Here is a 15,418-nt window from a genome sequence, read left to right as displayed (position 1 = left end):
GGCTTCGGACTAAAGTCCGAACGAAGGGCCTTTGGTCGGGTGCGGCGCATTCGACCATCGACGGATGTTTTCGCTCGACCTTCTACCCTACCGCGTCCATGGAGGACTCGACATGCTTCTGCAATGTGGGAGATCCGGCCGTTCGGACTCCGTCAATCCTGGCAGGAGCGCATCATGTCGAATTATCTCAAGCCGTTCGTGATCGACCAGAGCGACATCGACTTCATCCTCAGCCAGGTCAACTTCCGCCCGTTGTTCGATGCGGCGGGCAACGCCATCATCCTCTGGAACGGCACGGGCGCGGTCTACGATGCACACGGCAATCTCATCGGCACCGGCGGGTCAGTCGCCGGCGACGCGGCATCGACCGCGGCCATCGCGCAGTGGGGACAGTCCTACTATTCCGAATTCGACTTCGCGGGCTTGCGGGATCCCAGCGGTCTCAACAACAACCTGTCGCTCATCAACGCCTCCTTCGGCGCGGTCGACCAGATCTTCACGCGTTCGGCGGCCGCCGACTACGCCGGCTACTCGTCCGTGATGCAGGTGGTCGCCGAGCAGGCCTACGCCGCCGCCAAGACCTACTACTCGTCCTACAGCTCAGTGACCGGCGGCTTCAATCCGGCCCTTAACGGTGACTACGCCATCAAGGCGGACCCGAGCGGCGCCCAGACCGCGGCCGACGGCACCAAGATCGATCTGCCGAACGTCGTCGATTACACCCCGCGCATGATCAGCCTGACGACCACCACCGGCGGGGTCACCTTCGATACCTGGGCGAACCATCAGAGCGACGCCGGAGCGGCCTCGCATCAACCGAACGAGATCTACTACGATCCCACGACCGGGACGGCCACAGTGCTCGACTGGGGCGTCCTGAAGACGGCAGCGGAGGCGGCGGCGGTCGGGCCGGATGCGATCGGTCTCGGTCAGGTCGACACCCAGGCCCGGCTCGCAGCATCGGCCGGGCAGGACGACCACTTCATCGGTGGCCTCAATCCGGGCGTGTCGCCCTCCAATGGCTTCTTCGTGCTGTTCGGCCAGTTCTTCGACCACGGCCTCGATTTTATCGGCAAGGCCTCGGGCCAGACCATCAAGATCGCGCTCGCCAGCGACGACCCGCTCTATGGCATGCTCGGGCCGGACGGGCGGCCGGTGCACGAAATCACCATCAACCGGGCTACGGTGCAGACCGTCGATGCCAACGGCCCTGAATACGTCAACCACACCTCGCCGTTCATCGACCAGAGTCAGACCTACGGCTCCCACGAGCAGCTCACCACCCTGCTGCGGGAATGGGTCAAAGACCCCGCCACCGGGCAATACCACGCCGGCATGAACCTGTTCGATGGCCAGACGCTCGACACCGCCTGGACGAAGCCGGACGGCACCTCGACGCACCAGACCCTGCCGACCCTGGACGAACTGCGCGCCCACGTCGACGCCACGGGTCGCGACGCTTTGACATGGGAAGACGTCAACGACTTGCGCAACCGTGACGCCTCGGGCCACGTGATCGCCGGCACCAGCGGTTCGGCGTTGCTGCTCGACATGAACCCGCGCTTCGACGCGGGCCACATGGGCGGCTTCTACGACACCAACGGCAACGGAGCCCGGGACGCGGGCGAGGCGGCCTATGGAAACGCCGCGCAGTCCGCCAAGGTCGCGGCCGCCATCGCGACCATCGACGCCTACGCCAAATCCACGTTCGGCGCGGGCTCGAGCTTCGGCATCGACGCGACGACGCACAAGCTGACGCTGACCATGGAGACCCTTCCCCCGGGTTCTCCTCCCGGAACGCCGCACACTCTGGACGGCGCCAGCTCGCTCTTCCCCTTCGTCAACTTCGCCGACTTCAGCATCACCGTGCCCTCAGGAGCGCTGCACGACGCCGTCGGCGAAATTCTCATGGCATCGGTCGGAGACCATTACGTAGCCGGCGACGGGCGCGTGAACGAGAACTTCGGCCTGACCTCGATTCACCACGTGTTCCACGAGGAACACAACTACCAGATCCAGAACATCATCGACGCGCTGCACACTCAGGATATCGTTTCCGGTGATACCACGCACGCCGCGTTGCACGGATACCAGGTGGACACCGGCAACGGCACGAACGCCGCCGGCGACTACCTCGACGTCAACGGCAACATCTCCTGGGACCAGGACAAGATGTTCAACGCCGCCAAGCTGGTGGTCGAGATGGAGTACCAGCACGCGGCGGTCGACCAGTACGCCCGCAACGTCTCCCCCAACATCCAGGAGTTCGGCGCCTATTCGACGGAGGTCGACTCGGCGATCTCGCTCGAATACTCGCAGGCGGCCTTCCGCTTCGGCCACTCGACGCTGCGCGAAACCATCGACACCATCGATCCGTCCGGCGGGCTGACGGGCAAGATCATGGGCTACGCGCTCAAGGAGGCCTTCCTCAATCCCGACAAGTTTGCCGACGTCGGACCATCGGCGATCATCCTCGGCATGTCGCACCAGCAGATGAACGAGGTCGACGAATTCGTCACCCCCGCGCTCAATCAGGGCCTGCTGGACCAGCCGCTCGACCTCGCGGCCATCAACATCGCCCGCGGACGCGACCTCGGCGTTCCGACCCTGAATGCGCTGCGCCACGCCATCGGCTACTCCGAATACTCGAGCTGGAACGACTTCGGGCAGAACATGCAGCACCCGAGTTCGCTCGCCAACTTCATTGCGGCGTACGCCTTCGACGGCGACCTACAGAAGGCGCAGGCCCTCGTCGGGATCGTCGACGGCAGCGTCGCAGCGGGCACCGACGGCATTTCGCTCGACCAGGCCTACGGATTCATGAACGGCGACGAGATGGTCGGCGGCGCCGGCACGCTGGCCTTCAACCAGATCGACGCATGGCTCGGCGGCCTTGCGGAGATCCATCAGCCCGGTGGCCTGCTCGGAGAGACCTTCGACCGCATCTTCGTCGACCAGATCGAGAAGCTGATGGACGGGGACCGCTTCTACTATCTGTACCGGTTGTTCGGCACCAATTTCGGCGACGAGATCGTCAACGGTCAGCTGAAGGACATGGTCGAGCGCAACACCGGCTTGACCCACCTGAACGGCAACATCTTCGGCTATGCCGACCAGTACGTCGATCTCGGCGCGCACAAGGAGGTGCTCGCGGCCGGGCAGACCGAATACCAGACGACGGGCAACGAGCACAAGTACGGCGACATCGCAGCTGTCGACGCCGGCACGATGGGCGTCTATTCCAACGGTGGTCACGGCAACCTGAACGACGGCCACGTCGTCACCATCGGCGGAGTGCAGTACGTCCAGGACACGCGGCTGGCCGATACCGATCCGAACAGCGCGTACAACCAGAACGGCGGCGTCAATCTCGACGGCACGCCGAATTCCGGCGCCGAATCCAACGAAATCATCGTCGGCACCAAGGGCAACGACCTGATCTACGCCCAGGGCGGCGACGACACGGTCTACGGCGACGCCGGCAACGACAAGATCTACGGCGGCTACGGCATCGACCGCCTCTACGGCGGCGACGGCTCCGACACGATCTACGGCGGCGACAATCCCGACCTGATCGACGGCGGCGCCGGCGACGACTTCCTGTACGGCGAATCGAGCGGGTCGGACATCAACGGCCAGGACCAGGTCATCGGCGGCTCGGGCAACGACTACATCTACGGCGGCATCGGCATCGACAAGCTGTTCGGCGGCGGCGGCGACGACGTCATGTACGGCGAGCAGGACACGGACCCGTTCTTCGACGGCAACGACGGCAACGACTACCTCGACGGCGGCTCCGGCACCGACATGCTGTACGGCAACAACGGCGACGACATGCTGCTCGACGGCACCGACGTCGACATCTCGTTCGGCCAGGCCGGCGACGACTGGTTCAAGGTCGGCGACATCGCGCAGGCGCTCAGCACGGGGCCGGACGAGATCCTGGGCGGCGACGGCATCACCGACGACGGCAACAAGCCCGGTACGATCGGTTTCGACATCATGGACTTCAGTCTGCAGCACGCCCGCCCGGTCGGGGTCACCTACGACCTCGACATGCAGGCGAACCCGCTGGCAGCGGTCAACAGCGCGCAGTCGGTTCCTGCCGCCTTCGAGCTCGAGGGCTTGGTCGGCAGCGTGTCCGACGACAATCTGGGCGGGGACGCGGGCAACAACTGGGTGGTGGGCGGTTCGGGCGCCGATCTCCTGACCGGGGACGCCGGCAACGACGTCATCGTCGGCGGCTCGATCCGGCTCGACACCCTGATCGGGCAGTACATCCAGGGCCACGACGCCCAGGGCAACGAGATCGCCTCGACCTACGACCACAACAACAACAACGACGGTTCCACCGAAGCGTTGCGGCTGCAGGATGCGCTCTACCAGGGCGCTTCGCACCGGGTCGCCTACAACGATACGCTGGGCGCCGGTCTGCTCGACAACGCCGCCCTCGGCACGCAGGGCTTCGACAAGCACTTCACCGAGATGCTGCGCACCCAGTTCTTCAAGGACAACGTCCTCGGCGACGGGGGCACCGACGCCAGCACCCTGGCCAAGCCCGACATCGCGGTCTTCACCGGCAACCTGGCCGACTACCGCATCGACCCGATCACGTTCCAGAGCGCCCACGAGGGACAGATCGTCGCCTACAAGGTCACCGACCTGCGGGATCCCAACGGGGTCGACGCCAACGGAGCGCCCATCGTCACCGACGGCACCGATCTCGTCGTGGGCGTGGAACTGCTGCGCTTCGCCGACCAGGACTTCTCGCTGGTCAACACGCACCCGGGCTTGAAGCTCCACGCCTTCGATGGGGGCGCTGCGACCGACAATTTCGCCTCCGGCAACTACGCCGGCGGCGCGAACTGGACCGACGGCTGGAGCGAACACCTCGACGACTTCAACGGCGCGGCCAACGGCAGCGCCACCGCGGGTCAGATCCGCGTGGGCTCGCAGCAGCTGCAGTTCACCGACAACGCGGACGGGGCCAACGTGCAGCGGGTGGTGAACCTCGCCGGCGTGGTGGAGGCGAAGCTGGGCTTCGCCTACACCGAGACCAGCTTCGACAACGGCGACTTCGTTCGCGTCTTCTTCACCGCGGACTCCTCGGTGGCGATCCCGACGCTCCACGAACTCGGGACCATCACCAACGCCACCTCGAACGGCCCGCACACGTTCTCGGCCGATCTGCTTTCGGTGCTCAGTCCGGGCGAGACACTGACGGCCAACGCGGCGCTCCGCTTCGAAGTGGTGAGTTCCACGAACACTACCGGCGGCAACAACAACAACGGCACCATCTCGGTCGACAACATTTCAATCGACTACGTCAGGCCGGCGGCGGCTCCGACCACGGACTACGCCGTGACCTTCACGGAGAACGGCAATGCCGTCGGCATCGCCAACCATCCCGGAATCGTCGACGACGGCACGCAGCTCATGTCGGCCAAGGTCGTCCTGACCGGAAGGGTCGCGGGCGACGCTCTCAACGCGAACGACATCGTCGGCGACGGCATCGCGAGCTCCGTCGACAATTCCGTCGCCGGACAGATCACCGTCAGCCTGACGGGCAAGGCCTCGATCGCGGCCTACCAGAACGCGATCCAGGCGATCACGTTCTCCAGCAACTCCAACAACCCCACCAATGCGGACCGCATCGTCCACGTCACGGTCAATGACGGCTTGGCCGACAGCAACGTCGCGACCACGACCATCCACGTGAATCCCGTCAATGATCCGCCGAGCGTCGGCGCCGACCACGTCTACACCAACGTCGGCAACGTCGCGAACGGCATCGTGGTGCCGGACTGGGCGCTGCTGGCCAACGACAGCGACACGGACGGGCCCAACGCGCTGGCGATCACCGGGCTCGGCTCCGTCAACAGCCTCTTGGCGGTCCATGCCGCGGGCGCGGTGACCATCACCGACACCGGAACGAGCGGCACCCCGGCGAGGCCGAACGGCGGCTCGTTCTCCTATACGGTGAACGACGGCCTCGCATCGGCCTCCGCCACGGTCACGGTGACCGCGGTCAACGGTACCACGATCAACGGATCGACGGGCAACGACATCCTGGTCGGAAGCTCGGCCAACGACATCCTCAACGGCGGACGCGGCGACGACGCGGTCTTTGCCGGCGGGGGCGACGACAGCATCGGCTGGTCGGTGACCAATCCGATCAAGTTCGGCAACATCACCATCATTCCCGAGCTGCCGGACGGCCGCGACTTCGTCGACGGCGGCGCCAACGGCGCGGCGGGCGACCGCTTCACGGTCACCGGCAACAACACGGCGGAATCCTTCGCCATCTACTCCAACACCGACGACTACGACAACAATGCCGCCAACGGCATCGTCAGCAGCGCCGCGCACTTCGGCTTCACCGGGCTGCACGCCGGGACCGAGATCGTCGTCGTTCGCAACGGCAACGTCATCGCAGAACTCGACAACGTCGAGGAGATCACGATCAACACGCTGGACGTTACCGCCAACAACAACAACGGCGGGCTCGACGGCGGCACGGTGGCCGGCGACACAGTCGCCATCGTCGGCAACTTCACGGGCACGAGCCTGAACTACAGCACGATCACGGTGAACGGGGGCGCGGGCACCGACACCGTCGACATCTCCGGATTGACCTCCGACCACCGCATCGTGTTCCACGGAGGAGGAGGCGACGATCAGGTCACCGGCACCTTGCGGCCGCAGGACGTGGTCGACACCCAGACCGGTCAGCCTCCGGGCGACCAGGGCGGCGGCGGCCAAGGCGGCTCCGGCGGGGACGGCCAGGACGGCAACTCTGGCGGCGACGATCAGCATTGTTCGTCGGGCGACCATCAGCACGAAGGACAGGACGGCGCAGACACGCCGCAACCTCCGGCAGTCAACCCGGGCATGGCTGAAGGCCAGATTGGAACTTCCGCCGCCGACGTGATGGTGGGGACGACCGGCGACGACGTCCTCAGTGGCCTCGAGGGCGACGACGTGATCCTCGGCAACGACGGTGCCGACACGCTGAAGGCCGGAGCCGGAGACGACCTGGTGAAGGCCGGCGCAGGCGACGACGTGGTGTTCGGCAACGACGGCAATGACGATCTCTTCGGCGGCGCGGGCCGCGACCTGATCACCGGCGACGCCGGCGACGACCGCCTGTTCGGCGACGCGGGCGACGACGCCCTGGAAGGCGGCGCCGGCAACGACACCGTCTACGGCGGGGCCGGCAACGACCGGATCATCGCGACCGTCGGCGACGGCAACGACACCTACTTCGGCGACACCGAGGAAGACACGCTGGACTACTCGGCGATCTCCGCCAACATCACGGCCGATCTCGGCAACGGCATCGGCCAGCACGGTAGCGTCGCGAGCGCCCAGAGCGGGACCGACCAGATCTTCGGGTTCGAGGACTTCATCGGCGGCTCCGGCAACGACACCATCGTGGCGAGTTCGGTGGCGAACGTCATGGACGGCGGTGGAGGCAACGACACCTACGTGTTCGGCTCCGCGGCGGACGCCAACGGCGACACCATCAAGGGCTTCCAGCCGGGCGACAAGATCGACCTTTCGGCCATCGACGCCAATACGGGGGCGGCCGGCAACCAGTCCTTCGTGCTGTTCGCCGGCAACGTCTTCACCTCGGCCGGACAGGTCATCGTCACGCAGGAGATCAAGGACGGCGCGGAGCACACCTTCGTCTCCGGCAACACCAACGGCGACACCGCGGCCGACTTCAAGATCGATCTCGGCACCGGCAACCATGCGCTGACGACGGCCGACTTCAACGGCGTGCACTAGCGCAAGCGACATCACCGCCCGGGCGAACCGCCGCCCGGGTGGACGACGTCACCGAGGCCAAGGGCAGAAAAAGGGCAGGGCAGGACACGATGAGCAAGAACCCGAAGCGAAAGAATTCGACGGAGAATCCGATCGGCAGCTACCGCGGCATCGGTTTTGTCCTGCTGGGAGTGTCCGGAATCATCAACCTGTTGGCGCTGACCGGCTCGTTCTACATGCTGCAGATCTACGACCGGGCGCTGACGAGCCACAGCATCCCGACCTTGGCGGCGCTCTCCGCTCTCGCCATCGGGCTTTATCTGTTCCAGGGCTTGTTCGACATCCTGCGCTCGCAGATCCTGGTCCGTCTCGGGGCCCGTCTCGACGCCAAACTGGCGCCCTTGGCGCACTACGTCGTGATCGAGATGGCCCGATACGGCTACTCGACCTCCGAGGCTCTGGAGCGGGGCCGCGACGTCGACGTCGTGCGCGGCTTCCTCGGCAGCCAAGCCCCGATCGCCTTTTTCGACCTGCCATGGATGCCGCTGTTCCTCGGCTTCGTCTACCTGCTCCATCCCGTGCTCGGACTTGTCACTCTGGCCGGCGCAGTGGTTCTGATGTCGCTCGCGGTTGCGACCGAATTGCTGACGCGGCGTGCCGGCAAGGAGACACACCAGGCGGCGGTGCAGCGCTCCACGCTGGCGGATTCGCACGCGCGCAACGCCGACATCCTGCGCGCTATGGGGTTCGGCGGCCGCGCCGTAGCCCGGTTCGAAACCGCCAATGCTCGTCATCTGTCGCTGCAGACCCGGACCAGCGACATCAGCGGCAGCTTCGGCGGGATGGCGAAGGTGATGCGCATGATGCTGCAGTCGGCGCTGCTGGGACTGGGCGCCTACCTCACCATCAAGGGCGAGCTTTCGGCGGGCGCGATCATCGCCTGCTCGGTGGCTTCGGCGCGGGCGCTGGCGCCGATCGATTCGGCCATCGGGAACTGGAAGGTGATCGCCGCGGCACGGCGCAGCTTCAATCGCCTGAAGCAGACGCTCGCCGCGGCGGAGGACGGCAGCCACATCCTACCGCTTCCCAAGCCCTGCGCGACCCTGAAGGTCGAAGGCATCACCGTGGTCGCGCCAGGCAGCGGCACCGTGCTCGTCGGCGACGTTGGTTTCGAGCTCAAGGCGGGCGAGGCGCTCGGCCTGATCGGGCCCAGCGGCGGCGGCAAGACCTCGTTGGCCAAGGGTCTCGTCGGCGTTTGGCCGCTGCTCAGGGGCAAGGTCCGGTTTGACGAGGCGGATCTCGATCAGTGGCGCGCCGATGCGCTCGGCGAGCACATTGGCTACCTGCCGCAGGACGTCTCGCTGCTCGACGGCAGCATCGCCGAGAACATCTCGCGATTCGAGACCGAGCCCGACGCCCGCAAGATCATCGCCGCGTCGAAAGCCGCGGGAATCCACGAGATGGTCACGCGTTTGCCGGACGGCTACCAGACCGAGCTCGGGCCCTCGGGCACGGCGCTGTCGGCCGGCCAGCGGCAGCGTATCGGGTTGGCGCGGGCGCTCTACGGCGATCCATTCCTCGTCGTGCTCGACGAGCCGAACTCGAACCTCGACGCGCCGGGCGAGGCGGCGCTCGGGGAGGCCATCGAAGGCGTCAAGGCGCGCGGCGGGATCGTCATCGTGATCGCGCACCGCCCGAAGGCGCTGGCGGCGGTGGACTACGTCGGCGTGGTCCAGGGCGGCAAGCTGGTCGCGTTCGGACCGAAGGACAAGGTGGTCGGCGCGCCGGCGGCGCCGATCCCGTTCCCCACCGCGGCGACGGCCTGATCAGCGGGAGGTGGCCATGGACGATCGGCTGTCGTTGGGAATTCCGGACCGTAGCGCGCTCGACGCGCCGGCGCGCCGCTTCGCGCTCATCGAAGAGCGGTCGCGCGTCAGTTCCATCGTGCCCGCCATCCTGATCGCATCGTGGGGACTTCTGCTGAAACAGGTGTTCGGCGAGGGCAAGGAGCAGGCGCCCCATCAGTTGAAGTCGGACTCTCAGGAAGCGGCGACGCAGCCGGAAGCGGATACGTCGGCCGCGCCTTCCAGCGCCGTGGAGCGGAGCGCGGGATCGTCCGAACTCGTCCGCGCCTTCGGGCTGCACGCGGTGTCGATGAACGAAGCGTTCGAACCGGCAGTCGATTTGGACAGGCTCAGGTTCGACAGGACCGAAGGGCCGCGGCTGTCGGTGGTCCCGGCAAACCAGAACGCGCCGGCTCCCGCGCATCCGCTGCCGCGGGGGGCAGACGGCACGCCGGCTGCCGGCGGAGGCGGGGGCGGAGGCGGGGGTGGTGGTGGCGGAGGCGGTGGGTCTTCCGACGACCACACCAAGCCCCACGTTGACGAGCCAAAGAAGCCGCCGCCGACGAGCAAGGACCCGCTCCCCGATCCGACGAAGCGGGTCAACCACGCCCCGGTGAGCGCCGGGGCGGTCGATCTCGGCAGCGGCCTGGTCAACGAAGCCTTCATCATCTCGCTCGGCCAATTGCTGAACGGCGCCAGCGATCCGGACGGCGACCGGCTTTCGGTGCAGGCCCTCCAGGTCGATCACGGATCGCTGCAGGCGCTGGGAACCGACCGTTGGCTCTACACGCCGGAACACGACGATATCGGCTCGGTCCAGTTCAGCTACCGCATCTCCGACGGCACCGCCTCGATCGTCCAGACGGCGCACGCGGATCTGCACGCCGCCCCCGACGAAGAGATCCATGGTACCGAGGGCGACGATTTCCTGATCGGAACGCCTCTGGTCGACGTGATCGACGCCGGCGCCGGCAATGACATCGTCTACGGTCGCGAAAGCGCCGATACGATCTACGGCGGCGAGGGCAACGACCGTCTGGTGGGCGGCGACGGCGACGACACCCTGTTCGGAGGCCCGGGCAACGACGTCATCTTCGGCGGGGCGGGCAACGACACGCTGTTCGGCGAAGCCGGCAACGATACCCTCTACGGCGAGGACGGGAACGACCTGATCCTGGGCGGCGAAGGCGACGACTTTGCCTCCGGCGGGCAGGGCAACGACACGCTTCTGGGCGGTCCCGGCAACGACACCCTCCATGGCGACGACGGCAACGACAGGATCGAGGGCGGCGAAGGCAACGACCACATCGACGGCGGTGCCGGCAACGACATCCTGCTCGGCGGCGCCGGCAACGATTTTGTCGCAGGGGGGGCCGGCGACGACACGGTCCACGGCGGCGAAGGAAACGACCGCATCGACGGCGGCGCCGGCAATGACATACTCCGCGGAGACGCCGGCAACGACCACATTGAGGGCGGCGCGGGCGACGACGACCTGGACGGCGGGACGGGCGACGACACGCTCTCGGGCGGTGAGGGCAACGACACCCTGCTGGGCGGGGACGGGAACGACCATCTCGATGGCGGGGCAGGCAACGACGTGCTTGCGGGCGGCGCGGGCGACGACTGCATCGACGCCGGCTGCGGGGACGACGTGATCATCCTCGGCGTCGAGGCGGGCCACGACGTCATTCGCGGCGGAGACGGCGCGGACACGCTGGATCTGTCGCGGATCGTGTTCGACGAGAATGTCGACCTGCCCGACGGCATCGTCGAAATATGCGACGGGCAGAGCGCACAGATCTTCGAGGTCGAGAATATCCAGGGCGGCCACGGTCGCGACCGCCTGGTTGCCGACGCCCACGTGAATATCATGGAGGGCGGCGACGGCAACGACACCTTCGTCTTCCAGGACCTGGCTTCTCTGAAAAACGACGGCGGACCACGCGACCACATCGTGGACTTCAGCGTGGGCGATCGGCTCGACCTGTCCAGAGTCGGACAGGAGCTCGACGACTTCTCGGGCAAGATGCTGTTCTTCGCGGGCGCCGACCAGGCGACGTTCGATGAGGTCGGCGCCGTCACCTACCGCCATGAGATCGTTTCGGACCAGGAGATCACGATCGTCTCCGGCAATCTCGACGGTGACGCGGAGCACGATTTCGAAATCGTTCTGGATGGCAACCTTGACCTCAACGAGACCAATTTTGTTTTCACCGCCCCGCAGCAGACGAACGCGCACCACTTATCGTGAATCGGCGGACACGTGCCGGCTCTAACAATGGAGAATGAACGATGAATCTAAAGCCCACGGAACGGCCCGCGCGCGCTGCGGAGCAGTCGTTCGGGATCCGCTCGCGCGTGACGATGGTGGCCGTTCTCGCCGTCGCCCTGATCGGCGGATGCGGCGGCTGGGCGGTGCACGCCGAACTGACGGGCGCCGTGATCGCGCAAGGCAAGGTCGCAGTCAGGAAGCAGGTCAAGCTGATCCAGCACCGCGACGGTGGCATCGTGGGCGAGATCCTGGTCGCCAACGGCGACGCCGTGAAGGCGGGCGATGTCCTCGTCAGACTAGACGAGACCCAGACCAAGGCGGAACTAGGCGTGCTCAAGGGGCAGCGCGCGGAGCTCGAGGGGCGAAGGGCGCGGCATCTGGCCGAGCGCGAAGGAGCCACGGCCATCAGGTTCGACTCCCGGTTCGAGCACGACCCGTTCACGGCGGAAATCGCACGGGGCGAGATCCGGCTCTTCAACGAGAACTTGGCCGTGCGGGAGGCCAGGCGCGATCAGTTGTCGCTGCAGATCGCGCAGTTCGAGGAGCAGGTCCGCGGGCTGACCGCGCAGCAGGAGGCCAACGCCAACGAGCGCAAGATGGTCAAAGAGGATCTCGAGCGTCTGACGCCGCTCTACAACAAGGGTTTCATAGAAATCGGCAAGATCCGCACCATGGAGCGCGATCTCGTCAAGATCGACGGCCTCAAGGGCGAGATCGACGCCAACATCGCCCGCGTCAAGGGACAGATCAGCGAGTCGCGGATCAAGATCATCGAACTCGACCAGCAGGCGCGAACCGACGGTCAGCGGGACCTGCGCGACGTCGACGGAAAACTGGCGGAGCTTCAGGAACGGATCGTGGCGTCGCTGGACCGCCTGTCACGCATGGTGATCCGTTCGCCTATCTCCGGCACCGTCAACGAGCTCGCCGTCAATTCGGTCAACGGCGTGATCGCCCCCAAGGAGACGCTCATGTCCATCGTCCCCGAAAGCGCCGATCTGGTCGTCGAGGCGAGGCTGTCGCCGACCGACATCGACCAGGCCGCGAGCGGGCAATCGGCGAGGCTGAGGTTCTCCTCCTTCAACCAGCGGACCACGCCGGAAGTGGCGGGTACGGTCGAAACGATCGGAGCGGCGGCTACTCTGGACCAGGCCAGCGGTCAGACGTACTATCTCAGCACCATCGCCATTGCGGATGGCCAAAAACAAGTGGCCGGCAAGCCGATCGTGCCCGGCATGCCGGTCGAGGTTTTCCTCACCACCGGCGATAGGACGGCGCTTTCCTACCTGATGAAGCCGTTCACCGATCAGATGATGAAATCCTTCCGGGAGGAGTAGAGCACCTGTTCCCTGCTGCGAAAATGTTCAAGCTCAAGTTCCATTGCGCGGCGCACAGCCAATACCGGCTGGCGCCGGCGTTGCTTGGGCTCATCATTTTATCGGCGGCAATCCCGCCGGCAAGCGCAGACGACCAGTTGTCTCCCAATCTAGGGCTGCCTGTCGACTGCCGCCTGGGCGTGGACTGCTTCGTGCAGCAGATGCCGGACGTCGATCCAAGTGACCAGGCGTTGGATCCGCTCTGCGGCAATGCCACGTACCAGGGGCACGACGGTTGGGACATTCGCATCCGCGCGCTCAAGGATATCGACCGCCAAACGCCCGTGATCGCAACTGCCGACGGCACGGTCGCGCGCGTGAGGGACGGCATTCCAGACCGCATCTACGATCGGGCACAGGATAAAGATACCGCGGGAAAGGAGTGCGGTAACGGCGTCCTTGTCGAGCATTCCGGGCGGCTGGCCTCGCAATACTGCCACCTCAAGGAAGGCAGCATCGTCGTCCGGCCCGGAGCGCACGTGAAGAAAGGCGACCGCCTGGGGTCGATCGGGGCATCGGGCTTGGCCGAATTTCCCCATCTGCACTTGTCGGTCCGAAAGGATGGCAGGACGATCGAGCCCCTGACGGGCCGGCCACTTGGAATCGGTCGAGAAACCTGCGGCGCAACCGGGGGAAGCCTGTTCGAACCGGCCGTCCGGGATGCACTTTCCCGTTCGGCTTCGGCGATCCTGCTGGTCGGGCTCGCCAACGCTCCGCCCGAGCTTCCGAGGCTCGTTCGCGAAGGTGAACCAGCCGTGCCCAATACGTCGCAACCGGTCATCGCTTGGGTCTGGGCGATCAACGTCGAGGCCGACAGCGTTTTCAGAATGCGCATCGTCGATCCAGACGGAAAAACGCTGATGCAAATGGAAACCAAACCGCTCGAAAGGCGGAAGGCGAACTACATCGCCTATGCCGGAGGGAAGCCCGCGCAACGAGCAGGGGAGTATGGACTGCAAGTCGAAATGGTCTCGGGTGGGAAGACGATCTCATCGGCCACGCGATCAATCCTGATCCGAAGCGAGGGCGAACGGTAGCTTGATACGCTGTGAAACTAACTCCACCTGGAAGAACTGCCGCCCAGAATTTCTTCGACCGCGGAATAATCCGGCGCTCGTGGTTTTTTGATTCTATGACGCCAGGAACGCGCAATGAGCCGCTCTTCACTCACGACACCGTTCGGCCGATGGCTCCCCAGAAATATCCGGACCATGGGGATCAAGCTCGCCGCCCTCACGAATTTGTTCAGGGGCCTTGTTGGCCAGTTCGGCTTCCGATACTGCGAGCGCAGCGAAAAGCTGCGGGGACCCATCCTTTGGCTCGGAGACCTGCACAAGCGTAACGACGGCGGCCGGGGCTCCGATGCCGATCCCGCAGTTTCCGAACGTCCGAGCGACCAACGGAGCACACGCTGAAGCGCCGCTGCGCTCGGGATCGCGAGATTCGGATGCTGCAACGGACTGGGCTCGGCCGATTTCCTGTGTCCTAATGGATCGAGAGCAGGACAGAAGCGGCCTTGAGGCCAAGCTGGAACGCCGCCGCCGGCCTGCCTAAGAATTTGCGCCGGTCTAACGGCGCGAAACCTCAGGGAGCTTCAGATCGAACTTGAGGCCCAACTCGGTGCGTTATCACGAAGTTGGACCATCTTCATCGCGTAGATGCCTTCAAATCCTGGATGCTTCGGGCCGTCCAGCATGCCCGCCGGGGCGCTGTGGAAGAAGGGTCACACAAGCGACGATGAGCGCCGCCAGGATTGCAGTCGCAGTATAACGGCTGAATGCCATTCCGCCATTGGCCAGCGGCTTGTCGAGCAAATCGCCGAGTGTGGCTCCGAGAGGCCGCGTTAGAATGAAGGCAACCCAGAATAGTGCAGTGCGCGACACAGAGGTAAAGTAGTAGGCCGCTGCGCTCATGGCGAGTCCGGCGCCGAAAACCAATGCTCCGCCTTCGTAGCCAAGACCGTTGATATCAGCCATCCAGTCGCCGAGCGCCGTTCCGAGCGTCTGCGAGAAGAGGATCGAAGTCCAATAGAAGACTTCGACGCGCGGGGTCGAAACAGTGTTGACCGAGATCGATCCTTCCGACCGGTACCACACGACGAGCGAGATCATCAGAAGCGCGAACAGAAGCGAGGATCCCCCCGGATAGCCGAT

6 protein-coding genes are annotated in these 15,418 nt (G+C 65.5%); 5 read left to right on the top strand and 1 reads right to left on the bottom strand.

Annotation, left to right across the window (positions count from 1 at the left end; all coding sequences use genetic code 11):
* Positions 1 to 174 precede the first annotated feature (174 nt).
* The 5 genes from ABIB66_RS35990 to ABIB66_RS35970 all read left to right on the top strand — a co-directional run bounded on the left by ABIB66_RS35990 (position 175) and on the right by ABIB66_RS35970 (position 14,302).
* Positions 175 to 7,791, top strand: a complete 7,617-nt coding sequence (locus ABIB66_RS35990; protein ID WP_354257932.1) for a peroxidase family protein — start codon at positions 175 to 177, stop codon at positions 7,789 to 7,791.
* Positions 7,792 to 7,880: 89 nt separating this feature from the next.
* Positions 7,881 to 9,596, top strand: coding sequence for a type I secretion system permease/ATPase (locus ABIB66_RS35985; protein ID WP_354208949.1), 1,716 nt, complete (start codon positions 7,881 to 7,883; stop codon positions 9,594 to 9,596).
* Positions 9,597 to 9,612: 16 nt separating this feature from the next.
* A complete protein-coding gene (locus ABIB66_RS35980; protein ID WP_354208948.1) occupies positions 9,613 to 11,868 on the top strand; it encodes a cadherin-like domain-containing protein in 2,256 nt (751 codons plus the stop codon).
* A gap of 41 nt (positions 11,869 to 11,909) precedes the next feature.
* Positions 11,910 to 13,226, top strand: coding sequence for an HlyD family type I secretion periplasmic adaptor subunit (locus ABIB66_RS35975; protein WP_354208947.1), 1,317 nt, complete (start codon positions 11,910 to 11,912; stop codon positions 13,224 to 13,226).
* Positions 13,227 to 13,249: 23 nt separating this feature from the next.
* Positions 13,250 to 14,302: a M23 family metallopeptidase gene (locus ABIB66_RS35970; RefSeq protein ID WP_354208946.1), complete on the top strand. Its 1,053-nt coding sequence runs from the start codon at positions 13,250 to 13,252 to the stop codon at positions 14,300 to 14,302.
* Between the two features lie 627 nt (positions 14,303 to 14,929).
* Here ABIB66_RS35970 and ABIB66_RS35965 read toward each other — a convergent pair.
* Positions 14,930 to 15,418 (bottom strand): COG4705 family protein (locus ABIB66_RS35965; RefSeq protein ID WP_502918348.1); only part of this gene is annotated, 489 nt, incomplete at its 5' end.

Origin of the sequence: Bradyrhizobium sp. F1.13.3 (assembly GCF_040548265.1) — a bacterium.
GTDB lineage: Bacteria > Pseudomonadota > Alphaproteobacteria > Rhizobiales > Xanthobacteraceae > Bradyrhizobium.
The sequence above is the reverse complement of the archived record's forward strand: the minus strand, read 5'-3'. Positions and strand labels throughout refer to the sequence as shown.